The organism is Sphingosinithalassobacter tenebrarum (assembly GCF_011057975.1).
Classification (GTDB): domain Bacteria; phylum Pseudomonadota; class Alphaproteobacteria; order Sphingomonadales; family Sphingomonadaceae; genus Sphingomonas; species Sphingomonas tenebrarum.
The window spans coordinates 3,734,506-3,760,167 of record NZ_CP049109.1 but is presented as its reverse complement, the minus strand read 5'-3'; the positions used below and the strand labels follow the sequence as shown (position 1 = coordinate 3,760,167).

At 64.1% G+C, this 25,662-nt stretch carries 29 protein-coding genes and 1 tRNA gene; 22 read left to right on the top strand and 8 right to left on the bottom strand.

Annotated features, from left to right (window positions below):
• Positions 1–323 precede the first annotated feature (323 nt).
• From thiD to folP, 7 genes are all read left to right on the top strand, one after another.
• Complete coding sequence (gene thiD / locus G5C33_RS18705; protein WP_165328536.1) at positions 324–1,523, top strand: bifunctional hydroxymethylpyrimidine kinase/phosphomethylpyrimidine kinase; 1,200 nt, start codon at positions 324–326, stop codon at positions 1,521–1,523.
• On the top strand, positions 1,520–1,834 hold the full coding sequence (locus G5C33_RS18700) for a hypothetical protein (protein WP_206518596.1): 315 nt from the start codon (positions 1,520–1,522) through the stop codon (positions 1,832–1,834). The genes thiD and G5C33_RS18700 overlap by 4 nt, the downstream gene beginning before the upstream one ends.
• On the top strand, positions 1,827–2,453 hold the full coding sequence (locus G5C33_RS18695) for a ribonuclease HII (RefSeq protein ID WP_165328535.1): 627 nt from the start codon (positions 1,827–1,829) through the stop codon (positions 2,451–2,453). Before G5C33_RS18700 ends, G5C33_RS18695 begins: the two co-directional genes overlap by 8 nt.
• Positions 2,438–2,857 carry an ExbD/TolR family protein gene (locus tag G5C33_RS18690; protein WP_165328534.1) on the top strand — a complete coding sequence of 140 codons (420 nt, stop codon included), beginning with the start codon at positions 2,438–2,440 and terminating at the stop codon, positions 2,855–2,857. The genes G5C33_RS18695 and G5C33_RS18690 overlap by 16 nt, the downstream gene beginning before the upstream one ends.
• Complete coding sequence (locus tag G5C33_RS18685; RefSeq protein ID WP_165328533.1) at positions 2,854–3,870, top strand: M28 family peptidase; 1,017 nt, start codon at positions 2,854–2,856, stop codon at positions 3,868–3,870. Before G5C33_RS18690 ends, G5C33_RS18685 begins: the two co-directional genes overlap by 4 nt.
• 181 nt (positions 3,871–4,051) lie before the next feature.
• Positions 4,052–5,182: a site-specific DNA-methyltransferase gene (locus G5C33_RS18680; protein ID WP_165328532.1), complete on the top strand. Its 1,131-nt coding sequence runs from the start codon at positions 4,052–4,054 to the stop codon at positions 5,180–5,182.
• A gap of 50 nt (positions 5,183–5,232) precedes the next feature.
• Positions 5,233–6,339, top strand: coding sequence for a dihydropteroate synthase (folP, locus tag G5C33_RS18675; RefSeq protein WP_165328531.1), 1,107 nt, complete (start codon positions 5,233–5,235; stop codon positions 6,337–6,339).
• A 3-nt stretch (positions 6,340–6,342) separates the two neighbouring features.
• Here folP and G5C33_RS18670 read toward each other — a convergent pair whose 3' ends face one another.
• Complete coding sequence (locus G5C33_RS18670) at positions 6,343–7,350, bottom strand: hypothetical protein (RefSeq protein ID WP_165328530.1); 1,008 nt, start codon at positions 7,348–7,350, stop codon at positions 6,343–6,345.
• 37 nt (positions 7,351–7,387) lie between these two features.
• A complete protein-coding gene (locus G5C33_RS18665) occupies positions 7,388–8,818 on the bottom strand; it encodes a sigma-54-dependent transcriptional regulator (protein WP_165328529.1) in 1,431 nt (476 codons plus the stop codon).
• A gap of 159 nt (positions 8,819–8,977) precedes the next feature.
• Here G5C33_RS18665 and G5C33_RS18660 point away from each other — a divergent pair, with 159 nt between their 5' ends.
• From G5C33_RS18660 to G5C33_RS18625, 8 genes are all read left to right on the top strand, one after another.
• Positions 8,978–9,103, top strand: a complete 126-nt coding sequence (locus G5C33_RS18660) for an aa3-type cytochrome c oxidase subunit IV (protein WP_165328528.1) — start codon at positions 8,978–8,980, stop codon at positions 9,101–9,103.
• Position 9,104: 1 nt separating this feature from the next.
• The gene (locus tag G5C33_RS18655) at positions 9,105–10,226 is read left to right on the top strand and encodes a Re/Si-specific NAD(P)(+) transhydrogenase subunit alpha (protein ID WP_165328527.1); all 1,122 of its coding nucleotides are present in this window, start codon (positions 9,105–9,107) and stop codon (positions 10,224–10,226) included.
• The gene (locus G5C33_RS18650) at positions 10,223–10,600 is read left to right on the top strand and encodes a hypothetical protein (protein WP_165328526.1); all 378 of its coding nucleotides are present in this window, start codon (positions 10,223–10,225) and stop codon (positions 10,598–10,600) included. Before G5C33_RS18655 ends, G5C33_RS18650 begins: the two co-directional genes overlap by 4 nt.
• A 36-nt stretch (positions 10,601–10,636) precedes the next feature.
• Positions 10,637–10,936, top strand: coding sequence for an NAD(P) transhydrogenase subunit alpha (locus G5C33_RS18645; protein WP_165328525.1), 300 nt, complete (start codon positions 10,637–10,639; stop codon positions 10,934–10,936).
• Between the two features lie 128 nt (positions 10,937–11,064).
• Entirely contained in the window at positions 11,065–12,477 is a 1,413-nt protein-coding gene (locus G5C33_RS18640) for an NAD(P)(+) transhydrogenase (Re/Si-specific) subunit beta (RefSeq protein ID WP_165328524.1), read from the top strand.
• Between the two features lie 208 nt (positions 12,478–12,685).
• Positions 12,686–13,633 (top strand): MarR family winged helix-turn-helix transcriptional regulator, encoded by a 948-nt coding sequence (locus G5C33_RS18635; RefSeq protein WP_165328523.1) that lies wholly within the window; start codon positions 12,686–12,688, stop codon positions 13,631–13,633.
• Between the two features lie 79 nt (positions 13,634–13,712).
• Positions 13,713–13,919, top strand: coding sequence for a hypothetical protein (locus tag G5C33_RS18630; RefSeq protein ID WP_165328522.1), 207 nt, complete (start codon positions 13,713–13,715; stop codon positions 13,917–13,919).
• A 49-nt stretch (positions 13,920–13,968) separates the two neighbouring features.
• Positions 13,969–14,041: transfer RNA gene (locus G5C33_RS18625), tRNA-Val, on the top strand.
• Here the strand turns inward: G5C33_RS18625 and G5C33_RS18620 are convergent.
• Both G5C33_RS18620 and G5C33_RS18615 read right to left on the bottom strand, forming a co-directional pair.
• On the bottom strand, positions 14,032–14,331 hold the full coding sequence (locus G5C33_RS18620) for a hypothetical protein (RefSeq protein WP_165328521.1): 300 nt from the start codon (positions 14,329–14,331) through the stop codon (positions 14,032–14,034). The genes G5C33_RS18625 and G5C33_RS18620 overlap by 10 nt on opposite strands.
• Before the next feature lie 12 nt (positions 14,332–14,343).
• A complete protein-coding gene (locus tag G5C33_RS18615) occupies positions 14,344–14,826 on the bottom strand; it encodes a hypothetical protein (protein ID WP_165328520.1) in 483 nt (160 codons plus the stop codon).
• A 157-nt stretch (positions 14,827–14,983) separates the two neighbouring features.
• On the opposite strand from G5C33_RS18615, the gene G5C33_RS18610 reads away from it, so the two are divergent.
• The 4 genes from G5C33_RS18610 (at position 14,984) to G5C33_RS18595 (ending at position 17,556) form a co-directional block, all read left to right on the top strand.
• Positions 14,984–15,274 (top strand): helix-turn-helix domain-containing protein, encoded by a 291-nt coding sequence (locus G5C33_RS18610; RefSeq protein WP_165328519.1) that lies wholly within the window; start codon positions 14,984–14,986, stop codon positions 15,272–15,274.
• Positions 15,275–15,682: 408 nt separating this feature from the next.
• Positions 15,683–16,216 carry a hypothetical protein gene (locus G5C33_RS18605; protein ID WP_165328518.1) on the top strand — a complete coding sequence of 178 codons (534 nt, stop codon included), beginning with the start codon at positions 15,683–15,685 and terminating at the stop codon, positions 16,214–16,216.
• A gap of 65 nt (positions 16,217–16,281) precedes the next feature.
• Positions 16,282–16,521, top strand: a complete 240-nt coding sequence (locus tag G5C33_RS18600) for a hypothetical protein (RefSeq protein WP_165328517.1) — start codon at positions 16,282–16,284, stop codon at positions 16,519–16,521.
• A 177-nt stretch (positions 16,522–16,698) separates the two neighbouring features.
• Positions 16,699–17,556 carry a hypothetical protein gene (locus G5C33_RS18595; RefSeq protein WP_206518594.1) on the top strand — a complete coding sequence of 286 codons (858 nt, stop codon included), beginning with the start codon at positions 16,699–16,701 and terminating at the stop codon, positions 17,554–17,556.
• Here G5C33_RS18595 and G5C33_RS18590 read toward each other — a convergent pair.
• From G5C33_RS18590 to G5C33_RS18575, 4 genes are all read right to left on the bottom strand, one after another.
• Positions 17,553–18,029 carry a hypothetical protein gene (locus G5C33_RS18590; RefSeq protein ID WP_165328515.1) on the bottom strand — a complete coding sequence of 159 codons (477 nt, stop codon included), beginning with the start codon at positions 18,027–18,029 and terminating at the stop codon, positions 17,553–17,555. The two genes, G5C33_RS18595 and G5C33_RS18590, sit on opposite strands and share 4 nt — an antisense overlap.
• A gap of 30 nt (positions 18,030–18,059) precedes the next feature.
• Complete coding sequence (locus G5C33_RS18585) at positions 18,060–18,485, bottom strand: helix-turn-helix domain-containing protein (protein ID WP_323126191.1); 426 nt, start codon at positions 18,483–18,485, stop codon at positions 18,060–18,062.
• A 132-nt stretch (positions 18,486–18,617) separates the two neighbouring features.
• The gene (locus tag G5C33_RS18580) at positions 18,618–19,814 is read right to left on the bottom strand and encodes a sensor histidine kinase (protein WP_165328513.1); all 1,197 of its coding nucleotides are present in this window, start codon (positions 19,812–19,814) and stop codon (positions 18,618–18,620) included.
• Positions 19,804–21,072: a sigma-54-dependent transcriptional regulator gene (locus tag G5C33_RS18575; RefSeq protein WP_165328512.1), complete on the bottom strand. Its 1,269-nt coding sequence runs from the start codon at positions 21,070–21,072 to the stop codon at positions 19,804–19,806. The genes G5C33_RS18580 and G5C33_RS18575 overlap by 11 nt, the downstream gene beginning before the upstream one ends.
• 128 nt (positions 21,073–21,200) lie before the next feature.
• Here G5C33_RS18575 and G5C33_RS18570 point away from each other — a divergent pair, with 128 nt between their 5' ends.
• Genes G5C33_RS18570 through G5C33_RS18560 form a run of 3 tightly spaced genes read left to right on the top strand, consistent with a single transcriptional unit; the run spans position 21,201 to position 25,623 of the window.
• Positions 21,201–22,499: an efflux RND transporter periplasmic adaptor subunit gene (locus tag G5C33_RS18570; RefSeq protein WP_228275131.1), complete on the top strand. Its 1,299-nt coding sequence runs from the start codon at positions 21,201–21,203 to the stop codon at positions 22,497–22,499.
• A gap of 9 nt (positions 22,500–22,508) precedes the next feature.
• The gene (locus tag G5C33_RS18565; RefSeq protein ID WP_165328511.1) at positions 22,509–23,189 is read left to right on the top strand and encodes an ABC transporter ATP-binding protein; all 681 of its coding nucleotides are present in this window, start codon (positions 22,509–22,511) and stop codon (positions 23,187–23,189) included.
• A 16-nt stretch (positions 23,190–23,205) separates the two neighbouring features.
• Positions 23,206–25,623, top strand: coding sequence for an ABC transporter permease (locus tag G5C33_RS18560; RefSeq protein ID WP_165328510.1), 2,418 nt, complete (start codon positions 23,206–23,208; stop codon positions 25,621–25,623).
• The last annotated feature ends 39 nt before the right edge of the window (positions 25,624–25,662 follow it).

Sequence of the window (25,662 nt, the reverse complement as noted above, 5' to 3'; positions counted from 1 at the left end):
GATTGCGGGCCCGTGTCTACCAACCTCCGTTCGCCCTGAGCCTGTCGAAGGGCGCCTCGCCGCGAACGCGCCGTATGCGGCACGGCGGGCTTCGACATGCCTGTCTCGAGCAACGTCGAGAGGCTCAGCCCGAACGGTTCGCGATTGGAAATGGCGTCCAACCCATTAGGGGCTGTCCTACAGCCCCGCGCCTGTGGCAAGGCTAACCCCATGATCCTTCGCGTTTCCCTTGCCGCCAGCCGCCGGTCGTTGCATGGCGTGCGCAGGGGTAGGGGAATCATGGGGGACGTGGTGTCTCTTTTGTCTCTTTCGGGACTGCGCGCATGACGCCGCGCATTCTGATCATCGCCGGGTCCGATTCGGGCGGCGGCGCGGGGATTCAGGCCGATATCCGCACCGCGACGATGCTCGGCGCGCATCCGCTGACTGCGATCACCGCGATCACCGCGCAGAACACCCGCGCGGTCGAGGCAGTCGATCCGGTCTCGACCGACATGGTGATGGCGCAGATCGACGCTGTGCTGAGCGATATCGGTGCCGACGCGGTCAAGATCGGCATGATCGGATCGGCCAGGACCGCGCATGCCGTCGCTGAAAAGCTCGAGGAGTTTCCCGGCGTTCCGGTGGTGTTCGATCCGGTGATGGTCGCGACCTCGGGCGGCGTGCTGGCCGATGATCATACCATTGCCGCGTTCGAGCGGCTGATGCGCGTCGCCACGGTCACCACGCCCAACCTGCCCGAGCTGAAAGTGCTTTCCGGCCAGTCGATCGTCGATCGCGATGCCCAGCGCGACAGCGCGCGATCGCTCGTCGCGCGGCGGGGTTCCTCGGTGCTGGTAAAGGGCGGTCACACCCGCAGCAGCCAGATCGCCGACCGGCTCTTCTGCCCCGGCGACAGCGGAAATCCGCCCGAAATGGAGTGGCGCGACGCCCGGATCGAGACCGATGAGACGCACGGCACCGGCTGCACGCTTTCCACCGCCATCGCCGTCGAACTCGCCAAGGACTGGACGCTGCCCGAAGCCGTCGCCCGCGCGCGCCGCTTCGTTCGCGTGGCGATCCGCTCGGCGCCGGGGATCGGCCACGGCAACGGGCCGATGGGGCATCAGGCGGTGCGGCTCGACCTCAATCTCTCGCGGTTCGCGCCGATGCTCAATCAGGTGACGGTGCCGGCGACCGATTTCGCCGCGAGCGAGCGTTTCTATCGCCTGCTTGGCCTCAGGCAGATCGTCCGCGCCCAGCCACGCTATGCCCGGTTCGAAACCGAGGGCGGCGCGACCTTCTCGATCGAGGCGGCCGAGGAAATCGACGGGCGCCCGGTCGTCTATTTCGAATGCGGCGACATCGACATGACGGTCTCCTATCTGAAGGCGCAGGGCTTGGCGTTCGATACCGCGCCGACCGACCAGCGCTGGGGCTGGCGCGAGGCGCGGCTCACCGATCCGTCGGGCAATGCCGTCTGCCTCTATCAGGCGGGCGAGATGCGGCGCTTCCCGCCCTGGCGCATCGACGAGGAACTGTGATCGCCGTCCTCTATCGCTGGAAACTCAAGCCCGGCGCGGAATCAGAATTCCGTGCCGCATGGGCGGAGGCGACCGATGCGTTTCGCGCGCTGGGCGGGCATGGATCGGTGTTGTTCGATGCCGATGACGGCAGCGTGGCGGCGATCGCCCGCTGGCCCGATCTGGCGACGCGCGACGCGGCTTCGGGCCGGGTCGACCCTGCGCTCACCGCGCGCATGGGCGACGCGGTTGCGCAGCGGTTCGATCCGCTGGTGATGACGGCGATCGACGAACGCTGGGCACCCTATCCGATGGCGCGGGCCGATGCCTGATTATACGCGTGAGCTGCATTTCGGGGCGCTGCATCGCGGCCCGGTGGCGGGCGTCGACGAAGCCGGGCGCGGGCCGCTAGCCGGGCCGGTGGTCGCCGCCGCGGTGGTGCTCGATCCCGATTGCATCCCCGATGGGTTGAACGACTCAAAGGCGCTGACTGCGAAGCGTCGCGCCGAGCTGTGCGCGGCGCTGCTCGAATGCGCGCAGATCGGCGTCGGTATCGCCAGCGTCGCCGAGATCGACGAACTGAATATCCTCTGGGCGAGCATGCTGGCGATGGAACGCGCCGTCGCCGCGCTCGCGCTGCCACCCGCCTTCGTGCTGGTCGACGGCAATCGTTGCCCGCGCTGGAGCCATCGCAGCGAGCCGGTGATCGGCGGCGACGCGCTTTGCCTCTCGATCGCCGCCGCCTCGATCGTCGCCAAGGAACGCCGCGACGCGATGATGATCGCGCTCGACGCCGAATTTCCGGGATATGGCTGGGCCTCGAACAAGGGCTATGGCGCGCGCGTCCACACCGAAGCGCTGCGCACGCTCGGCCCGACCCCGCACCACCGCCGCAGCTTCGCGCCGGTGGCGCAGGCGGAGCTGGATTTCGGGCCGTGCGTGTCGGCGTAGCGGCGCTCTGCCTGCTCTCGGCATGCGGCGGGAGCGGCACCTATGGCGCAGGGCAATGCGGCGCGGCGCCGGATGGGTGGTTCGATCCGCGCACCGAAAGGCCGCATCTGTCTGTCGGCAACGAAATCCGGCTGGATGCTGAAGGCGGGCTGCGCTGGAACGGACAGCCGCGAACCGAAGAAGGCGTTGGGGAGTATCTCGCCATCTCGGCACGGATGGCGCCGCAACCGGCGGTCGTGCTGGTTGTCGATAACGACGCGGAATGCGGCGATGTGCGGCGCATTCGAAGCGTGATGGCCGGGACGGCGATTTGCGATGCCGGACTGTGCGGCGAAGTCTCCGACAGTTCGAACGCGCGGATAAATCAGGAGATGCGCGGCAATCAGCTGGAGCTGGTCCAATGAGCTATTCGGAACGTCGCAAGTCGCTGCGGTGGATCGTCATCGCGCTGCTGTTGCTGCTGGTCGCGGTGCCGATCGTCGGCGTCAACTGGATGCTCGCGGTGCCGGGGGAAAGCTATTCGGGGCCTCTGCCCGAGCCCGATGCGGCTCTGGCCGGGCAATTGCGCGCCGATGTCACTGCGATCGCCAGCGAGCCGCACAATGTCGCGCATCCGCATGCGCTCGAACGCGCGGCGCAGCTGATCGAGACAAAGCTCGTCGCGGCGGGCCATGCGGTGCGGCGGCAGACGTTCGAAGCCGGCGGTGTCACGGTGCGCAATATCGAAGCGGTGATCGAACCCGCAGATCCGCATGCCCATACGCTGGTGATCGGTGCGCATTATGACAGCGCGGGCAATGCGCCCGGCGCGAATGATAACGGCAGCGGCACGGCCGTGCTGCTCGCGCTTGCGCGCAACCTTTCCGACCTTCGCGGCAAGGCGGCGATGCGCATCCGACTCGTGTTCTTCGTCAATGAAGAGCCACCCTGGTTCAAGACGACGGAAATGGGCAGCCTCGTCTATGCAAAGGCGCTCGCGGCGGGCGATGAGCCGGTCGCGGCGATGTTCTCGCTCGAAACGATGGGCTATTATTCGGATGCGCCGGGCAGCCAGAAATATCCGGCGCCGCTCAGCTATTTCTATCCCGATACGGGCGATTTCATTGCCTTTGTCGGGACGTGGGGATCGCGCCCGCTGGTGCGCGAGGCAGTCGGGCGGTTTCGCGAGCATGCGACCATCCCCAGCGTCGGCGGCAGCACGCCGGGCTTCCTGCAGGGAATCGACTGGTCCGATCACTGGGCGTTCGAACAGGCGGGCTATCCGGGAGTGATGATCACCGACACCGCGCCCTTCCGTTACCCCTGGTATCACGACGCCAGGGACCTGCCCGACAAGGTCGATTACCGCCGCCTTGCGCTGGTGACGGCGGGGCTGGAGGCGATGGTTCGGGGCTGGGGCCAGCCTGTGGATAAGTGAGTCTTTCGGGACACACCCCATCGCTAGTGGCTGTGGATAAGTTTCGGACTCAACATCTCGCGGGTCCGACAAATGTTCTGCCAAGTTAACGATTCTTAAGGCTTTTGCGTTAACCAATGATTGCTTGACGGAGTCCCGCACATCCGCAGGATCGGCCGCCTTGTTTGCAGGGGAAGGGCGTATGGGGGTCATCGAGAAGGTTAAGAAAAGCGCGCGCGTCGCCGCCGTTCCGGCCGGTGCGCTGCCGCTCGATTCGATCCTGATGGACGATTGCATTGCGGCGATGAAGGCGTTGCCGGATGCGTGCATCGACGCGGTCTTCGCCGATCCGCCCTACAATCTTCAGCTCGGCGGCGACCTCAATCGTCCCGACGGCAGCCATGTCGATGCCGTCACCGACGACTGGGACAAGTTCGACAGCTTCGCCATCTATGACAAGTTCACGCGCGCCTGGCTGAAGGAAGCGCGCCGCATCCTGAAACCCACCGGCACTTTGTGGGTGATCGGCAGCTATCACAACATCTTCCGCGTCGGTACGGCGGTGCAGGATCTGGGCTTCTGGATCCTCAACGACATCGTCTGGCGCAAGGCGAATCCGATGCCCAATTTCAAGGGCACGCGCTTCACCAATGCCCATGAAACGATGATCTGGGCCTCGATGGGCGAAAAATCGCGCTACACGTTCAACTATCGCGCGATGAAGACGCTCAACGACGAAATCCAGATGCGCTCGGACTGGGAATTGCCGATCTGCGCGGGGCAGGAGCGATTGAAGAAGGACGGCCACAAGGTCCATCCGACGCAGAAGCCCGAAGCGCTGCTCTATCGCGTGCTGCTCAGTTCGACCAAGCCGGGCGACGTGGTGCTCGATCCCTTTTTCGGCACCGGCACCACGGGCGCCGTCGCCAAGCGCCTTGGCCGCCGGTTCATCGGCATCGAGCGCGAGCCGGCCTATGTCGAAGCGGCGCAGGAGCGCATCGAAGCCGCGCTGCCGCTCGACGAATCGAACCTCCAGATCATGCAGGCGGGCAAGGCCGCGCCGCGCGTCGCTTTCGGGACGCTGGTCGAAACCGGCTATCTCCAGCCCGGCACGATGTTGTGCGACACCAAACGCCGCTGGAAGGCGAGCGTGCGCGCCGATGGTTCGCTGGTGCTCGCGGACGGGCAGGCCGGATCGATCCACAAGATGGGGGCGACGCTGCAGGGCGCGCCGAGCTGCAACGGCTGGACCTTCTGGCATTATGAAGCCGCCGACGGGCTGCGCCCGATCGATGCGGTGCGGCAGACCTATCTGCTGGCGACGCAGCCCTGATCTCCGCTTCGGGGCTGTCCTACATGCAGGCGGCGCGATAAGGCGGCGGCATGAACGCGATCCCGCATCATGCCCGCCTTTATCTGCGGCCGATTCACTTCGTCGATACGCCGGTCGGCCGCGATGGCGACGTGGCGCGTCTGGCGGGCGGGCTGCAATGGTTCGCCGCCTATGAACTGACGGCGATGGTCGATGGCGCGCGTGCGGCCCGCCGGGTGGTGCCGGTGGCCGAGCTGCCATCGGTGGCCGAGGAAGTCGCGCAGGGCGAAGCGCTGCTCGAACTGGCGCGCCGCATTTCCGCGCCGCGTGCGCCGCTGCAATTGGGCGAGCGCGCGCTGCGTTTCGATCAGCCGCAGGTGATGGGCATCCTGAACGTCACGCCCGACAGTTTTTCGGACGGCGGCAAGCATATCGATAATCCGGCGGGCGCCGCCGGAGCGGGCATGGACATGAGCGCGGCGGGCGCGGCGGTGATCGATGTCGGCGGCGAATCGACTCGACCGGGGGCCGAAACGGTGTGGGAAGGCGACGAGATCGCCCGCACCGCGCCGGTCGTCGAACGGCTGGTGCGCGGCGGCGCGCTGGTGTCGATCGACACGCGCAAGGCGGGCGTGATGGAAGCCGCGCTCGCGGCGGGCGCGCATATCGTCAACGATGTCGCGGCGCTGCTGTGGGACGATCGCGCGATCGACGTGGTGGCGGGCAGCGGATGCCCGGTGGTGCTGATGCACTCGCCCGATCCGAAGAAAGGTCCGCATGGCGGCTCCGGCTATCGCGATCCGTTGGTCGAAACCTATGACTGGCTCGAAGCGCGGGTCGATGCCGTGGTTGCCGCAGGCGTCGATCGGGCGCGGATCCTGATCGATCCGGGCATCGGCTTCGGCAAGGCGCTGTCCGACAATCTGGCGCTGCTCAACGGTCTGGCGCTGTTTCACGGGCTCGGCTGTCCGGTCGTGCTCGGGGCGAGCCGCAAACGGATTGTCGGAGCGCTTTCGAATGAAGCGCCGACGGATCGGCGGCTTGGCGGATCGCTGGCGCTGGCGCTGAAGGGCGCCGAATTCGGCACGCAGCTGATCCGCGTCCACGACGTCTTCGAAACGGCTCAGGCGCTGCGGGTGTGGCGCGGGATGCGCGACGCGGCACTGACGGCGGGCTGACCGTCAGCTGCCATAGGCGATTTCGATCGAGCGGAGCGCCGCCTGGAAGCCGTTGCCGTCTCGGTCACCGCGCCACATCCGCTCGACGACAGCGGTACGCTCGCCAAGCGGCACAAAGGCGAAACTCGCCCCCTGACCTTCGGCGCCCTCGACCACGCGAAAGCCCTTCCGTCCGGCGAGTTCCGAGGGCTGGTGTCTCAGCGTGTCGATGCGCGAACGGATGGTGCCGATCGGCGCGTCGGCCACGGCGATGGCAAGCCCGGCCTCCTTGCCCGGCGTGCAGCGCTGCTCCCTGCCCGAAAGGCCGTAGCGGCATGCCGTTTCACCGATCCGGTCGAGACGATCGCGGGCGATCAGCTTCAGCGCATCATGGCGCTGGTGATGATCGGGGGGAAGAGTCACTTCGGTTTCAACCGCGGCATGTTGGGCGGGATCGTAGCGGAGACCGACCGGCCCCTGTTGCGCGATCAGCATGACGCCCTTCAGCGCCCGTTCGGCGGTGGCGGCAAAGGCGGCGTCGCGATCGGCGGGATAGGCGAAGCGGGCCGTGACGAGTCGCGACGAATCCGGCCGCGCGAGCATCAGCCATACCCTGTTGCCGGCACTATCCTGTCCCGTCCCACGCCAATATCCGGGAAGCGCAGCGATCTCCTGCACGTCACTCAGACCTTCCGTGGCAGCGTCCACTTGCGCTGCAAAGGCGCGATCGAGCGCGTTGTGGCTGCCCGAGACGCGGAATTCGACAAGGCCGTTGCGAAAAACGCGTCCATCGTCGTTCGCCGGCGCCGGATCGGCGGAAAAGCCGGGAGGCAGCTGTGCCACGAAGTCGAAGCGCGCATTGCGATAGCGCGACCAGTCCGTGAGCGGATCGGCCGGGGAACCCGGACCGGCAGTGGTGGCCGGCGTCGGCGATGGTACCGCGGCGCTGTCATCTTGCGGAACAGGCTGCTGGCTGCAGCCGTGAAGCGTCAGCGCCGCAAGCGGCGCCGCGAGGAAAATACGATGTCGCATGCCGCTTCAATCGCATGGTGCGGCGCGACTGTTCCATTCAGGCCGCGTTCTGGTCGATCCCCAGTTCGCCGAGCTTGCGGTAGAGCGTCGAACGGCCGATGCCGAGCCGCCGTGCCACTTCGGTCATGCGCCCGCGATAATGGCCGATGGCGAGGCGGATGACATCGGCTTCGATCTCGTCGAGCGGACGCAGATTGCCGTCGGGGCGATAGAGGGTGATGCCGGCATGATCGGTGCTGCCGCGCCGCCCGGCGCTACTGCCGCCGCCCCGCCCGGCGGCGTGTTCCGCGATCTGCGGGAAGTCGCTCCGCGTCAGTGCATCGCCGTCACACAATATGGCGGCGCGGAACAATGCGTTCTGCAACTGGCGGACATTGCCCGGCCAGTCATAGGTGGCAAGCAGCTGAAGCGCCTCGTCGGTGATACCGAGCGGACGCAGTCCGGGCTGTTCGGCAATGCGGCCGAGCAAGTGGCGTGCAAGCGCGGGAATGTCGCCGGTGCGCTCGCGCAGCGGCGGGATCGCGACCTGAACGACGTTGAGCTTGTAGTAAAGGTCCTCGCGGAATCGCCCCGCCTCGATTTCGGCGGTCAGGCTCTTGTTGGTCGCGGCGATTACGCGGACGTCGACTTGCCGGGCATGGCGCGCGCCGATCGGCTGAATCTCGCCGGTCTGCAGAAAGCGTAACAGCTTCACTTGCGCGTCGATCGGCAGTTCACCGACTTCATCGAGGAACAACGTCCCGCCATCAGCATCGACGAAGCGGCCGATCTTGCGCTCGAAAGCGCCGGTGAAGGAGCCCTTTTCGTGGCCGAACAATTCCGATTCGACCAGGTTGGCGGGAATCGCGCCGCAATTGACGCTGATCATTTCCTTCTTGCTGCGCGGGCTGGCGGCATGGATCGCTTCAGCGATGACTTCCTTGCCGACGCCGCTTTCGCCTTCGATGAGCACCGGCACGCGGGCACGGGCGGCCTTTGCCGCGATGGCAAGGGCGGCGCGGAATTGCGGCGCCGAGCCGACGATTTCGTCGAAGCCGAGCGGGTGCGAGAGCTTTTCGGTGAGCGGGCGCAATTCGCCGGCGGTCTTGCCCCCGACCGCCGCTTCAAGCGCGGCGAGCAGCCGTTCCGCCGCCAGCGGCTTGACCAGGAAATCGGTGGCGCCGGCGCGCATCGCCGAAACGGCGCAGGCAACCGAGCCATTGGCGGTGAGCATCAGAATCGGCAGTTGCGGGCGACGATTGCGCAATTCCTCGATTAGTCCAGCGGCATCGCACTCGTCCGACCAGTGATCGAGCAGAACCGCGTCGAGCGCCATCCCATCAGGTGTGCCGAGCGTTGCGATCGCGGTTTCGGCATCGCCTGCAAAGACGGTGCGCCAGCCGCGCCGCGCCGTGATCGCAGCTACCAGTCGCCGCTGTGCCGGCTCGTCGTCAATCAGCATCAGGAGCCGCTGGCCGTTGCGCATCATGGGCAAATCCTCAGTCCCAATTGTCCCGTATCTGGGCGGTTGATACGCAATATGGGTAAAGGCCGGCTTAAGCCTGGGCAGAGCAGAGCTAGGCTTGGCAGGCACCCGGCCCCCGGTTAAGGAAACCATCAATTCTTTGCGTTGAGGGGAACAGCCGCAATGGCCGACAATGGCGAAATCAAGGTGCACCAGCATACCTATGACGGCTTCATGTCGATGTTGAAGGTCGGCACGGTGATCGTTGCGATCATCACTGCCGGCGTCGTGATGCTGATCGCCAGCTAAAGTGCGCATCGCCGTATTGAAGGAAGGCGCTGCCGGCGAGCGGCGCGTTTCCGCCACGCCCGAAACGGTGAAGAAGTTCACCGGGTTGGGCGCCACCGTCGCGGTTGAAACCGGCGCGGGCGATACGGCCTCCTATGCCGATTCGGCCTATGCCGATGCCGGGGCGACGATCGGCAGCCGCGCCGAAGTGCTGGCCGACGCCGATATCGTGCTTGGCGTGCAGGGCCCGGACCCGGACAGCCTGAGCGGGCTCAAACAGGGCGCGTGGATCGTTGCGGGGCTCAATCCCTTCGGCGAGCGGGCGCGGATCGACGCCTATGCCGCGATGGGTGCCGAAGCGCTGGCGATGGAATTCATGCCGCGCATCACCCGCGCGCAGTCGATGGACATATTGTCCTCGCAGTCGAACCTTGCCGGGTACAAGGCGGTGCTCGACGCGGCCTATGAATATGGCCGCGCCTTTCCGATGATGATGACGGCTGCTGGCACGGTTTCGGCCGCCAAGCTGTTCGTCATGGGTGTCGGGGTCGCCGGGCTTCAGGCGATCGCGACGGCGCGGCGGCTTGGCGCGCAGGTGTCGGCGACCGACGTGCGCGCGGCGACCAAGGAACAGATCCAGTCGCTCGGCGCCAAGCCGATCTTCGTCGAGAATGTTCAGGGCATCGAAGGCGAAGGGACGGGCGGCTACGCCACCGAAATGTCCGACGAATATAAGGCGGCGCAGGCCGAACTGGTTTCGAGCCATATCGCCAAGCAGGACATCGTCATCACTACCGCGCTGATCCCGGGCAAGCCGGCACCGCGGCTGATCACCGACGCGCAGATCGCGACGATGCGCCCCGGCGGCGTGATCGTCGATCTCGCGGTCGAACAGGGCGGCAATGTCGAAGGCGCGGTCGCGGGCGAGATCGTCGAAAAGCACGGCGTGAAGATCGTCGGCCACAAGAATGTGCCGAGCCGCCTCGCCGCCGATGCTTCGGCGCTGTTCGCGCGCAATCTGTTCAACTTCCTCTCGGCCTTCTGGGACAAGGAAGCCGGCAAGCCGGTGCTCGACGAGGAGATCGGCAATGCCGTGCGCGTGACGCAGGGCGGCAAGGTCGTCAACGAACGGCTGCTGGGATGAGCGTCTCGGATTTTGAGATAAAGATATATGAGCTAAATTACGCACGTAATGAGCATGCGCACGAGCTGCGCTGGAAGTTCATGTACTCATATGTCGCAGGAAGTTTGGCTTTTTGGGGGCTAGTCTTCACCGTTGGTAAGGATCATTCGGTCCCGTTGGTAGCGCGTTTGCTGCCTGCTATTTTCGCGATATTTGGCTGGCTGTCATATCATGCGCTTCGTCAAAACATGCGTGTACGCGGCCAGGTTATGCAGGAGCTGGAAGACAAGGCGGGAGTGCGCGGTTGGCAAAGTTTTCGCCGTGCTACTCCAAAAGCCGAATGGCAAAAGCCTCTAGTTTTTTTGCTCATATTTTTTGGGGAGCGATGGTGCTGATTTCATTGCTTCTTGCTTTTTTTGTGGAGACCTGAGGTGGACTTCATAGCAATCCTCTCGATTTTCGTGATGGCGTGTTTCGTCGGCTATTATGTCGTCTGGTCGGTCACGCCCGCGTTGCACACGCCGCTGATGGCGGTGACCAATGCGATTTCGTCGGTCATCATCGTCGGCGCGCTGATCGCCAGCATGGCGGCGGGGCAGGAAGTGGCGAAGTGGCTGGGGCTGGCCGCGGTCGCGCTCGCCAGCGTCAACATCTTCGGCGGCTTTGCCGTCACCGAGCGGATGCTTGCCATGTACAAGAAGAAGGAACGGCCCGCAGCGGCGAAGAAATAGCCGCAGGGTCAGATACCGTCGCTCCTGCGGAGGCAGGAGCCCATTGCTCTCTCCACGATCGCAGCGACTGACGATGGAGAGATTGGCCCCTGCCTTCGCAGGGGTGACGTTCAGGGGGTAGGAATAGGATGCACGAAGCAGCACCGGTAAATCCGTGGGTGGCGCTCGCTTATCTGGTGGCGGGTGTGTGCTTCATTCTCGCGCTGCGCGGGCTTTCGAGCCCCGAGACAAGCCGCTGGGGCAATCGCCTGGGCATGATCGGCATGCTGATCGCGGTCGTCACGACGCTGGCGACGCACGAGATTGCGAGCCCGGTCGAGCTGGCCGCCGCGATCGGCATCGGCGGCGCCGTGGGCTGGATCATCGCGCAGCGCATCGCGATGACGGCGATGCCGCAGCTCGTCGCTGCATTCCACTCGCTGGTCGGCCTCGCCGCCGTGCTGGTGGCCGCCGCCGCCTATCTCAATCCCGGCGCATTCGGGATTCTCGGCGAGCAGGGCATCTTCCCCGTAAGCCGCATCGAAATGGGGCTGGGCGTCGCGATCGGCGCGATCACCTTTTCGGGGTCGGTAATCGCCTTCCTGAAGCTCAACGGCAACATGTCGGGTACGCCGATCATGCTGCCGGGTCGTCACGTCATCAATTTCGGCACGCTGGCGGTCATCGTCGGGCTGATCGGCTATTTCACGCAGGATCAGGCGCCGTGGATCTTCTGGACCGTTACGATCCTCAGCTTCGTCATCGGCTTCCTGCTGATCATTCCGATTGGCGGCGCGGACATGCCGGTCGTCGTTTCGATGCTCAACAGCTATTCAGGCTGGGCGGCGGCGGCGATGGGTTTTACGCTCGGCAACAGCGCGATGATCATCACCGGCGCGCTCGTCGGCAGCTCGGGTGCGATCCTTTCCTATATCATGTGCAAGGCGATGAACCGCAGCTTCATCAGCGTGATCGCAGGCGGCTTCGGCGCCGACAGCGGCGGTGCGAGCGGCGGGGGCGAGAAGATCGATCGCCCGTTCAAGCGCGGCAGCGCAGAGGATGCGGCATTCCTGATGAAACAGGCCGAGCAGGTGATCATCGTTCCCGGCTACGGCATGGCGGTGGCGCAGGCGCAGCACGTGCTTCGCGAAATGAGCGACAAGCTCAAGGAAGAAGGCGTTACGGTGAAATATGCCATCCATCCGGTGGCGGGGCGCATGCCCGGGCATATGAACGTCCTGCTTGCTGAAGCGAACGTGCCCTATGACGAAGTGTTCGAACTGGAAGACATCAACAGCGAGTTCAGCCAGACCGACGTCGCGTTCGTGATTGGCGCCAACGATGTCACCAATCCGGCTGCCAAGACCGACAAGACATCGCCGATCTACGGCATGCCGATCCTCGACGTCGCCAACGCCAAGACGGTATTGTTCGTCAAACGCTCGATGGGTGGCGTGGGCTATGCCGGCGTCGACAACGAAGTCTTTTATCGCGACAATACGATGATGCTGCTCTCGGATGCTAAGAAGATGGTCGAGGAAATCGTAAAATCGCTCGACTGATCGCAGGGCGCCGAGTCGCGCCCTGGAGGACCGGGCATCTTACCGATTTGCCACCACGGTGCGGTGCAATGATCCGAACCGGACCGTCCTTCGGACGGGTTCTTCGATATGGCCGCCAGAATATATCCGAAATGGACGTGATTTAACTCAACCATTTCGGAGTAAGCGGGCAGGGTCGGAACAGAAGATGAACTCACGGGGCCTGGGAATGACTGCTTCGACGCCGCAAAACGCTTCACAAGCCTATGACCTTCGCCCTGCCGTCATCCTCCTCGTCGATCCCGATATCGATCCGGGTGACGCCCGTGCGGCCATTACCGCGGCCGATCTGCGCGAAATCGCCGGCCCGGAATGGCGTGCGGCGCTTTCAGGGATCGAGCCGGTCGCCGACATCGTCATGATCGAAGGCGGCACGGCGCCGGGCACCGACGTCGCCACGCTCCTCTATCGGGCTGTGGATCAGATGCGCGGCGCCGCCGCGGCAGTGATCGCAACCGTACCGCCCGACCTGCTCGATCAGGTCGCCGACTGCTGGCTCGACGGCGATTGTCAGCTGCTTTGTAATCCCACTCCGGCTGATCGCATTTTCGCGCTGCACCGGGCGCTTGATCGGCGGCAATTGCGGCTCAACGATGTGACGCGCGATGCCGAGGCGGAGCGGCTGCGCCGGCTGAACGAGGAAGTCGCGCGTATCGCGGACACGCTGGTCCGGCTCACGCGTGGCGAACCGGCGGCCAATGGCGGCGGCGCCCTGCGTGAACCGGCGAACGGCTATCGCGGCCCGGATGACGGGAATGATGCGGCACCGGATGTTTCGGCTGACGAAGTGCGCGCCGTGATCCGCGCGCGGCGGCTGCGTGCGCAGTTCTTCGCCGAGGATCTGTTCGCCGATCCCGCATGGGACATGCTGCTGGACCTGTTCGCCGCGAAGCAGGAGCGGCGCAGGGTATCGGTTTCCAGCCTGTGTATCGCCGCCGCCGTCCCGCCCACCACCGCGCTGCGCTGGATCGGCGGGATGCACGAGGCGGGGCTGTTCGAACGGCATGCCGATCCTGATGATCGCCGCCGGGCCTATATCGCGCTCAGTCGACAGGCCGACGAGAAGATGCGCGGCTATTTCGCCGCTCTGCGTCGTCAGGGGCTGAACATCATTTGATAGGCTGCGCGAGCGGCTCTTCAAAAACGCTTGACTCTGTTGATGGCGATGCCCTTCCCTTCAAGGGGGGTTGGGTAAAATGAAGATCATCCTGTTCGTAGCAGCGCTTTTCGTGCTGATCTTCGTTGGTGTTTTCGTTGTGCGCTATCGACAGCGGTGGCGTTTGCAGCGGCATGAAGCGCGCAGGCATCGCGCCTATTTGCGGTCGCAGCGCAGCCGGTTTCTCTCGCGCTTCGTTCGGGGCAGCCGGACCAAGCGGTTGACCTATCGGCCGGAAGAGGAATAGCCGGACTTGCCGAACCGCCCTGTGCTTGTATACGCGGCATCGGCGCAAAGGGCGGTTAGCTCAGTTGGTAGAGCATCTCGTTTACACCGAGAGGGTCGGCGGTTCGAGCCCGTCACCGCCCACCGCCGCGATGAACAGGAGCAGGAAAACCCCAGAGCCGCCGGAGCGCCACGATCTGCTTTTCTTTGAGGCGCAGCTCGAACTGAACCTCTTTCAGCGTCATCGGGTCGTCCGGCCAACGCGATTCCGGCCCGTCAGCAGCCTCGTTGTCATTCGCGGCGATGTAGGTGTGTGACGGTTCCGGCTTCTGCGTGACAGCCATGTCGGCCACGAACTGCGCCATTAAGTCGCAGAGACTCGCCGTAAGCCGGGCTAAGGCATCGTGGTGATTGTGCTGATGAATGTGCTGCATGGTGACCTCCTTTCAGTTGATCAGTGACTTGCGGAAAACCCGGTCGAGGAATGCCGCGATCTTCGCCCATTCCTGCCCGGCACGACCGCCCTGTTCAGCCTTGGCGCGGACCTCGGCCAGCAACTCCTCGCGTTCGACATAGGTCGCGATCATCGCGTAGTCGGCACGCAGTGCTGCTGGTCCGGCTTCCGCAAGGTGCCGCAGTTCGGCCAAGCTACGGTTGCCCTTCAGCCGGTTGGCACGATCGCTGATGACCCGCATATTGCCGGGCACGTATCCAAGCTGCGGAACGATCCGGTCGAGTGACGGTGAACACGCAGACCGGCGGCGTCCCACCGCGATCATAATACCCAGCGCCGGACAGGTCGGTGGCACGGTGACAGAGTCGCGAGGCAGAGCGAACGAGACGGCGCGGCTCTTCGCGCGCTTCAGCGCCCGATCCCAAAGCGACCGTCCGGGAGTGTTGACCCGACGACGGCGCAGATAGCCGCGCATGTAGGCAGGCTAGCTTTCGCGTTTGCTGGGCTTGCCGTGCAGCGGACAACGAGGGAAAAGGCGATCTGATTGATCCATAACACCATCCTCCAATTTGCGAGTCGTTGGTGCTATTTATCAACATTGGTGCTAACGATCAGAAAAATTGGGGCCGTGAGTGATAACTGGATCGCAGCTTCGCGCCGCGCGTGGCCTCCTCAATCTTTCGGTGTCTGAATTGGCCGAGCGGACCGGGCTGGCGATCAACACCATCCGGCGGGCCGAGGGTACGAACGGCGAACCGGCCATCACAGCGGCGAATATGAAATTGCTCGCCTCAGCTTTGGACACGGCGGGTGTGCTGTTCATTCCCGCCGACGAGCTTGGACCGGGCGTACGCCTCAAAGAATCTGACGTGACGCCTGTTCAGCCACGCCGACGTCGGGCTGCTAAGGACGACGACCAATAACTCTATTGTGGATGTTTACGCTCCGCGCACCGCTGGCTGGGGGAATCGGCAATGCGACTTATAGATGCTGTTCGAGAGGCACCAGAATGGAGTGACGATCTCATTATATATGTCTTGGCACCGTGGTCGCCAGATGCTGAGACGGTATTTGTCGTCGCCGAAGGGAATACTACCGAGCCAGTTACCTTTCATGGCAGAGATTATGACTACTTTCTTGAGACGTTCATAGCGCGAGACTTCATTGAAGAGTATTCCGCAACCACTGAAGGGGCTGCCGTATCAGAACTTGAACGATGTGAACGCCTCATAAAATATGCGCGAGACGACGCTTAACGAGCGGGTATCGACTGCCGTAGTTGGTCGCCAAGTGCGCCAATCGTGGGTACTCGATGTGACGAAGGGCAGGCTGTGGCAGCGACTTTTTTCTACCTTGAGTCACCCGGTGCGGGCGAAGTTTTACAATGGTTCCGATCCCTGCCTGCCCGCCCCGTCGAACTGCAAGCTGACGGGTTTATCGCACTACATTTTGAAAGTGCCGGCGCTTTGGTGCTCGATCAGAATCGCCGCATCGACCCAAAACAGTCGTCGGTCGTGACACTTTTTGAACCCGGCGTGGTGCGTGATGCTCGCTGGACCGTGGGCGAAGTGCATTTTCTGTCGCAGCATATCAGGCAACGGTTTCCCTCTCTCGCGCATGTTCAAACGAGATTTGCCAAATGGCTCAGGGGTAACCGAATCGTTTGGGATCAGCGCAGCAGTGAAGCTGACGGGTTCGGATATTTCTTGGAAGGTGGGATAAAAAACCTAGCCGAGCGGATTTATGCTCTTCCATCCGGGAGCGCCGCCTACGACGCGGGCAGGTATTTGATCGGACACCACGAGAGTGAGATCGCGCTCGACCGCATTTGTAAGAGCCTTCGACTTAGAGGTGTGGAGTGCTAGCCAAATGCACCTACCATCGCGCGCGCTGGCCCGACGCCGATGTGCCGGCAGATTCGCCCACTTGGATGCTCTACGAGATCGACAGATCGGCAGATGCCGTTCTCCGAACGATCGAGATTTTCGAGGACGGCCGGATAACTCGAAACAGCATCGACCTCGAACAGCGCAATGGTTATCATTGCCCCTCGCTGATCGACTGTTCGCTGAACGAGGGATTCGACGGCGTTGGGGTGGAGGCGATGCCCCACGACGAGTTCGAGGCGTTATGGGCGAAGGGTGTCGATACGCCGGTGTGGTTTGCTTAGTTTCAACAGCTATCTCTCACCAGTTTCATCTTCTTCGTGTCACCGACGAAACCATCCGAGGATTCACCCGTGAAGATTCTGTGCTTAGCTAGGGCATATAACTCCTACGGGGCGTCAATCCTCACCAGCGCATCACAGCATCTTGAGTTGACACTCAAGGCAGTCGAGCCGGCGGATTTGGCGATCGAGGTCATCGCGTTCATTCGGCACGAAGGCCCTGCACGGCCGACTCTGGAGCAATCTCTTGAGCGACATATCGAGAAATTCCCGCAGCGGGTCCGCGCGCGGTATCGAGCGAAAGCCGGAAAACTCGATCTCGAATATCCGAGCAAACTCCGTGAGGCGGAGTCGTTCGCGCACCCAGGTGGCATCTATGCAGTCGCTCACATCTTGCCACGAGCGTTGGACGAGTTGTCTGAGGCGCTCATCGAAGGCCTCCGCGTGAAGCCGGCAATCTGGAGCAAAATTGATGGGTCGCGGCTCAACGCCGCGATTGAGGAAGCCAAGGCTGCCCTCCCAGCAAGTCCGGATGAGCTACTGGCCTACATGAGGCGGATGGACGAGGCCCGAAAGGCGGCTCGAAAAGTCCCGACCTCGGTAGACGACCTGGACATAGAATGGGCGAAGTATCATCCAGACGCACGGCGAGCCCTGAATGCGCCATTCTTCTGGTCGGAGACCGACGACGATTCACCTCACGGGAATGATACTGGAAGCGACCTGCTTGCCGCATTCAAGGGTTGGAACAAGCGTAACCCCACCGCATCCTACGAAGGCTATGTGGATCGGCTACTGAGAAGATGGGGCCTGACCCCCGAAAAGGCGCGCGGGCAGATCGATGAGGTTCAGCTGGATTGGATACGGCAGGAAGCCGACATCGCACTGGCCTTCGCTGCTATCAAGCTGAGAGGACGCTGTGACGCGGTCGAGGCCAAGGCTGCTATTCGCGCACTCGATCAGCGGCTTGGGGCTTTAAGCGGCGCTCCAGAACGAGTGGAGAAAATCCGCCTGCTTCGTTCGACGCTGGAAGGCTAGCTGCGAAATTGAGCGGCATCGAAGCGCTTCTCAACCCTCCCGCGCTCATCTGGCCGGTTTTCATAGCGATCAACCGCGTAGTCGCGGACCTTCTGGCTTCGGTCGGCGCGCAGCACAGCAAATAGAATGTCGGACTGAGGCTCAGGAATGTCGAGATAGAGGCAGCACGCGACCTTCCACCTGACCCGCCAACTCTCGTGCCCTGCGAGCTCGCTCCATAGGTCATAAGCTGCCGGATATTCGCGAGCCACCTGCCGAAGCCAGTTTGCCGTATTCTGCCAAGCGCCAGAACCGCCTTCAATCATGGCCTTTCGTGCCGCGACGATGAAATCGTCGATCTGGCAGGTTCCTCCTTTCAGATCGTGAACCGCATCAATCACCGGGAAGAGCAGCAGTTGTTGCTCCTCCTCCTCATCCTCCCGAACAAACTTGGCTGCATGAGCCTTTTCGCGTTCACGACCGATCGTCCACACTTGGAAGCTCCCTTTTGTGCGATCTGTCAGTCACCCATCAAAACCGTCAAGTTCGCTGAGCTTTGCGGTCTCAATAGTGATTGTCACGCCCTTACGATGCCACCTAAGCCATTCGGCAGGGGGCATACCGTAAATGCGTTTGAATGCCCTATCCAAACCCTGACGATTGTCGAAACCCGAAAGCTTTACGACTTGCCCAACGGTGTATTCGCCAGACATCAATAGTTGCCGAGCCACTTCAACTCGCTGGGAGACAGTCGATCGTTTGTCGTTTGCGGCTCGTATACCTCCGGGCAAGCGACCAGTGCGTTGTTTAAACAGCTTGGAGAACGCGTTGGCTGAGGCATAGCCCATCTCGGCGGCCGCCGCGCTTGCGGAAGCGCCGGTTGCAAGAAGCGCTTCCGCGCGCTCAACCCACTTAGCAGCCTCGGATTTACGGACGCGCGGGACCGTCAGAACCCAGTTCGCGGTTTCGTCCCGCGTGGTCCACTATTACAGGCCGCGGAAAAGCGCGGTTTCTGGGATTTTCGCGCTGGGGCGGCGACCCAGCCGCATTGGCCTGAGCGCCCCCGGGTGCGCGCTTGCAGCCTAGCGGCGCGGCAACTGCGCATCGAACACCGCTCCGGGGTTGCCTGCCGGACCAAGCACCAGGTCGCCCCTGTGCGCGCGGAATATCTGCCGCGCGAGTGTCAGTCCGATGCCGCTGCCGCCGCTCTTTTGCGAAAAGAACAGATCGAAGATCGCATTGCGATTCTCCGGTGCCACCCCGGGTCCGTTGTCGGCGATGCGAATGCGGAGGGCGGCGGCATCGGCCGACAGGGTCACATGGACCTGGCCCGGTTCGCCGGCGGCTTCGGCGGCGTTCTGCAGCAATGCCCAAAGCGCGGCATGGAGCTGATCGTCGTCGGCCACAATATGCTGCGGCGCGCCGCTGCGGTCCAGCGACAGCATGACGCGTCCTTCCCAGTGCGTCGAAAACAGACGCTCGAGATCGTCGAGCAGCGGCGCCAGCGCAACGGAGCGCAGCTCCGGCGGCGGCAACCGCGCCATGTCGCGATAGGCAAGAATGAAGCGTTGCAACCCTTCGGTGCGCGTAGCGACGGTCCGCATGGCATCGCGCGCGTGATCCAGATCCGGCGCCGGATCCTCGAGAATGTCGACGGCGGTGCGGCTGAGCGAGGCGACGGGCGTGAGGCTGTTCATGATCTCATGGCTGAGCACCTGCATCAGTTCGCGCAGCGTCGCCGCTTCGACTGCCTTCAGCTCCGCTTCGACATCGACGAGCGCCGCAATCCGGGTACCGCTGGCGCCGGCGACCAGATCGGCGGTGGTGAGCGCAAAGGCGCGCTCGGCATCGTCCAGCGTCAGCCGCAATGTCATCGCCTGTCCCGGGACGGCGCTGGCGATCGCCGCCGCCAGTTCGGCGGGCGGTGCTTCGATACGGTCGTCGACGCCGAACAGCCGCCGCGCCGCGCGGTTTATCGCGGAGAGCCGTCCGTCGGGTTCGCGGGCGAGCAGAGGCGCGGGCGAGAGGTCGAGCAGGCTGCGCAGTCGCCGCTGTTCGCGCGCATCGCGAAGGGGAATGGTCGTTTCCGCCTTCGGATCGGCCGCCGCCGGCGGCGTGCGCTGAAGCAGGGTATTGAGCCCGGCGGTCAACAGGACGAGCGCGATTACGGCGATCGCGGCATTGGCGTAGAGGCCATGCGACAAGGCGATCGTGCCGCCCGCCCCCGCCGTAACGAGTAGCGTGGCGCTGAGCAGGACGCGAACCCTGTTAGAGCCCATATTTGGCCATCCGCCGATAGAGGGCTGCGCGCGTGAGTCCGAGTTCGGCTGCGGCGCGACTGACGTTGAAGCCATTGCGCTTGAGCGCCGCCTCGACGAGCAGCCGCTCGCTGCGTTCCAGATTGAGACTGGAGGTCATGGCGCGCGGTATCGGGGCCTGTGCGTCCGCTTCGAACTGGAAATCGACAAGATCGAGTTGGTCGCCCGTGCCGAGCAGTACCGCCCGCTCGACTGCCTGACGCAGGCCGCGGACATTGTCGGGCCAGCGATCGGCGGTGATCGCGGCGGCGGCGGTTTGGCTGATCGGCCGTGGCGGCTTGCCGTAGCGGCCCGCGAAACGCTCGGCAAAATAGCGCGCGAGCCGCAATATGTCTTCGCCGCGTTCGGCGAGCGGCGGCAAATCGATTTCGATCGTGTTGACGCGATAAAGCAGATCGGGGGCGAGCGTCTGCGCCAGCGCCGCCCTGTCGCAGCGGCTGGTCGCGATCGGGCGCGTTTGCGCCAGGCAGGTTGCGAGCTGGAGCTGGAGTTCGGGTGCCAGCGTGTCGACCGCGTCGAGGATCAGCGTTCCGCCCTTCGCCCGGGCCAGTGTCGTTTCGAGCGTCGTCATCTCGCTCACCGCTGCGCAGGCAAGCAGCGTGGGCGGTCGTTCGGCATGGGCTGAGGCGTGGTGAAGTACCTCGGCGAACAGACTCTTGCCGCTGCCTGCCGGGCCGCGGATCAGCACCGGCGCAGGCGTTTCCGCCACGCGCCTGATCCGCTCGCGCGCGGTCTGGATCGCCGGGGCCTCGCCAAGGATCAGCCGGTCGGCGTCGGCGTCGGCGTCGGCGTCGGCGTCGGCAGGCGCGACGCTGCGTCGCGCCCTTGTGAGGGCGACCGCGCGTTCGACCGTGGTCAGCAACCGTTCGTTGCCCCAGGGCTTGATCACGAAATCGGCGGCGCCCGCGCGCATCGCCTGTACCGCGATGTTGATGCCGCTGTGCCCGGTGATGACCACCACCGCCAGATCGCGATCGGCGGCGGTCAGCCGGTCGAGCATCGCGAAGCCTTCTGCGCCACTGGTGCGGCCGCGCGCGAAATTGAGATCGAGCAGGATCGCGTCATAGTGATTCTCGGCGAGCAGCGGCCAGGCCGCGTCGGGCGATGCCGCGCCGGTGAGCGTCATGCCGCGCCGTTCCAGCAGCAGCCGCGCGGCCTTCACGATATCGGCGTCGTCGTCGATGAAGAGAATCGCGGGCGGCGGTGTGTCGTTTGACATGACCGGTACAGTGTCCGAAATCGGACAGTACGTACAGTCCGGGCCTGACATTGATCGTTGGCACGACACATAATATCGTAATATCAATAGTTTAGATCAGTGTTCGGTTGTCCGTTACATTGTCCGCGATGAACCAGGACACTCCCACAGCATCGAGCGCGCATTCGGGCGCGACGATGGATCAGCGGATCGCGCGGCCCGGCCGCGGCCGGCGCAAGCTGCTGGTACGCGGGGCGATCGCGCTTGCCGTGTTGATCGTGCTCGTCGTCGCCTATCTGCTGATGCCGGGCGCCAATGCCGTGACGGTCGACCGCGACAGCGTGCGGATCGGCACGGTCGAGAGCGAGCCATTCCGCGACTATGTGCCCTTGCGCGGCGAGGTGACGCCGCTGCGCACTGTCTATGTCTCGGCGCTGGCGGGTGGGCAGGTCGATGCGCTGGTGGCGAGCGACGGCGCGATGGTCGTCTCGGGCGAGCCGCTTGTACGGCTGGTCAATCCCGATCTGCAATGCGACGTGGCGACCCGTACGGCCGGGATCGCCGGACAGCTCAGCAATGTCAGCGGCGAACGGCTGTCGGTGCAGCGCAGTCGCCAGCAGGCTGAAAGCGAGCTCGCCGATGCCCGCAACCAGCTGCGCCGTGCCGAACATGACCTCCACGTCAAACAGACGTTGTTCGAGAAGAATATCGTCAACGAAGCCGCGGTGCGGCCGCTGCGCGAGGACGTCGCCTATTTGCGCGAGCGCGTGGAGGCGCTCGAAGTGGCACGCCGCGCAGAACTCGCCACGCTCGCCGATCAGGAGGCGCGGATCGACCAGAGCCAGCGCCAGCTGCGTGCAAGTCTCGAAATGGTGGAACAGAGCCTCGACGCGCTCACTATCCGCGCGCCCGCCGGTGGGCGGCTGACCGCGTTCACCGTTCAGCCGGGACAGGCGATCCAGCCCGGCGACCGCATCGGTCAGATCGACTCCGAGGGCGCGTGGAAGCTGGTTGCCGATGTCGACCAGTTCTACCTCAACCGCGTCCGCATCGGCCAGCATGCCGCCGCCGAGATCGGCGGGCGCAAGGTGTCACTGACCGTTTCGAAGATATTGCCGCAAGTCGAAAACGGCCGCTTCCGCATCGAGCTGGTGTTCGCCGAACGCGCGCCCGACGGGCTCAATCGCGGCCAGATCGTCGATGGCAAGCTCGTTCTGGGCGCCGCGCAGCGTGCCGTGGTGGCGCCGTCGGGGCCGTGGCTCGACGCCGGCGGCACCATCGCCTTCGTTGTCGATGCCGACGGCAATCGCGCCGTCCGCCGCAGTATCGCGGTCGGCCGCCGCAATCCCGAACAGGTTGAAATCACCTCCGGCCTCACGCCGGGCGAGCGCATCGTGCTCGGCTCGATCGACGACTACGCAACCCGCGACCAGCTACGCATCCGATAGGAGCTCATGATGATCCGTCTCCAGCATGTCAGCCGCCGTTTCCGCTCCGACGAAGTCGAGACCACCGCGCTCGCCGAAATCAATCTCAACGTCGCCGAGGGCGAATTCGTCGCGATCATGGGCCCGTCGGGCTGCGGCAAATCTACCCTGCTCAACATTCTCGGCACGATCGACCGGCCGAGCGAAGGACATTACTGGTTCGAGGATCGCGATCTTGCCGCGACCAGCGAGGCCGAACTCGCCAAATTCCGTCGCGACCGGCTGGGCTTCGTCTTTCAGAGCTTCAATCTGATCGACGAACTGACCATCGTCGAGAATGTCGCGCTGGGCCTCGCCTATAGCAGCCTGCCGCGCGCCGAGAAGCGCGCCCGCGTCGAAGCCGCGATGGACCGGGTCGGCATCGCCCATCGACGCGGCCATCATCCGCACCAGCTTTCGGGCGGACAGCAGCAGCGCGCGGCGATCGCGCGCGCCATTGTCGGTCGGCCTTCGTTGATCCTCGCCGACGAGCCGACCGGCAATCTGGACACCGAAAACGGTGCGCAGGTGATGGACATCCTTGCCGAACTCAATCGCGAAGGGACGACGATCGTCATGGTCACCCATTCGCCCGCGCATGCCGATTTCGCCAAGCGCACCGTCCATATGCTCGACGGCAAGATCCTTGCCTCCGCGCGCCTCGCCGCCTGAACCGGAGAAGACCGACATGTCCAGCGGCCTGCTGACCTTCTATCGTGCGCTCACCCGGCACAAGCTCTATGCGCTGCTCAACATTGGCGGGCTCGCGCTCGGCATCGCGGTGTTCCTGGTGCTGTTCCTCTTCGTGCGGTTCGAGAAGAGCTATGATAATTTTCCGGGGTCGCAGAATCTGTGGCTGATCCAGGAGCAGTATTTCTTCCCCGGTGTCTCCGACGAACCGAGTCCCTGGACGATGCAGGGCGAGCTGGACGAACTGCAGGCCGATTTCCCCGATCTGGTAGGTACGCGGTTTCAGGGGGTTTCGGCCGCAGTCCGCGATGGAGATCGGGCCGCGTCGGAAGACCTCGCGGCTGTAGACGCCAACTATTTCGAACTCTTCGGATATCCGGTCATCGCCGGCGATCCGACGGCCACTTTGGCGGACCCGGACGGGCTGGTCCTGACCGAAAGCATCGCGCGCAGATATTTTGGCGAGGAGTCGCCGATCGGACGAACGCTCGCGCTCGATCTCAACGGTGAGCCCTATCGCTACAAGGTGGGGGCTGTCATCCATGATCTGCCGCCCAACAGCACCTTCGACACGACGATGTTCGTACCCTTTCTGCGCGAGCGTTTCGGGTCGGAAGTCTATGACCATTGGGGCAGCTCGAACCTGCTCACCTTTCTGCAGTTTCGCGATGCGGCGGCCGCCGAGGCCTTTGCGGCCAAGCTTCCCGACTTCATCGAGCGGCATGCCGGCGCGGACGGCAATTTCTCGAATCCGGTTTCGAAGACGTTTCGACAATCGATCCTGCCGGTGGGCGATCTTCATCTTCTCGCGCCCGCGGACCGGGCAATGGTGACAACGCTGGCGGTTGTCGGGTTGCTCACCCTGCTCATCGCGATTTTCAACTATGTAAACCTGGCCACCGCTCGATCGGGACTGCGGGCACGCGAAGTCGCCTTGCGCAAGGTGCTGGGTGCAAGCCGTGCCGGGCTGATCCGCCAGTTCATGGGTGAAGCCGTGGCGACGGTGGCGCTTGCGGCGCTGATCGGCCTGGCACTGGCCGAGCTGGCATTGCCCTTCGTGAACGCAGCCGGCGGCAGCAGCCTCGAAATCGCCTATCTCGGCAGCGGCGGCGTCCTGATGCCGCTCGTCGCGCTGGTACTGGTGGTCGGGCTGATCGCCGGAGCCTATCCTGCGCTCGCGCTGTCGGGTTTCCGCCCGGCGTCGGTCCTTGCCTCGGCGCGCGCGCCGGGCGGTGGCCGCGCGGGTACGCGGTTGCGTCAGGGCCTGGTGGTGCTGCAGTTCGGAATTGCGATCCTCTTTGCGATCGGCACCACGGTGATGATCGCGCAAATGGCGCATATCCGCTCGGCCGATATCGGCTTCCACCGCGACGGATTGTTCGTCGTGTCCTCCTATGTCAATGCCGATCAGCAGCAACAGGACGCGTTGCTCCGCGAATTTGCCCGCCTTCCCGGCGTCACCTCGGTCACGCGTGCGAACAACGCGCCGGGACGGCAGTTCGAAACCAATTCGAGCAACTTCCATCGCATCGATCAGGACGGTCCGTCGCCTTCGGTCCTGTGGGTGCCGGTTGGCGAAGACTATTTCGCCACCTTCGGTGCGCGATTGCTCGCCGGGCGCTTGTTCGACGCCGCCAATCGCGCGAGCGACGACACCGCGTCCGAGGAGCAGCGCGGTGCCCGAAACGTCGTACTAAACGCGACGGCGGTGGATGACCTGGGCTTTGCGGACGCGCAAGCCGCCGTGGGTGCATTGATCAGCAACGGCAGCGACCGCGACAGTCGCGTGGTTGGGGTGGTCGAGGATATGCGCTTCGATACGCCGCGCCAGAGCGTGCGCCCGACGCTGTACATGCTCGATACGGTGCACCCCAGAGGGCCGCTGGCAACCATTCGCTATCGCAACGCTTCGCCGGCACAGATCGAAACCGCGGTTGAGGCGACCTGGAAGCGCATCGCCCCGGGCGTCCCGTTCAAGGGCCAAACCGCCGATCAGTCGCTGTACGAGAGCTATTACAAGCAGGATGCGCAGCGTGCGAACATCTTCACCTTGGGCGCGGCGCTGGCGGTGCTGATCGGCTGTATCGGCCTTTACGGGCTCGCGGCGTTCGATACGACGCGGCGGATCAAGGAAATCGGTATCCGCAAGACGCTTGGCGCGTCGACTGGCGACGTGCTGCGCCTGTTGCTCGGGCGCTTTCTGCAACCCGTGTTGCTGGCCAATCTGATCGCCTGGCCGCTCGCCTGGTTCGCACTGCGCAGCTGGCTGTCCGGGTTCGACGATCGCGTCGCCCTCTCGCCGTTCTATTTCCTACTGGCATCGGCGGTTGCCACGCTGATCGCGGTGCTCACGATCATCGGCCAGAGCTGGAAGGTGGCGCGTGCCGAGCCCGCTCGTGCGCTCCGCTACGAGTGAAGGCGCCGCAAGGCCGCAGAATGTTTGTGAAGCGCGCCG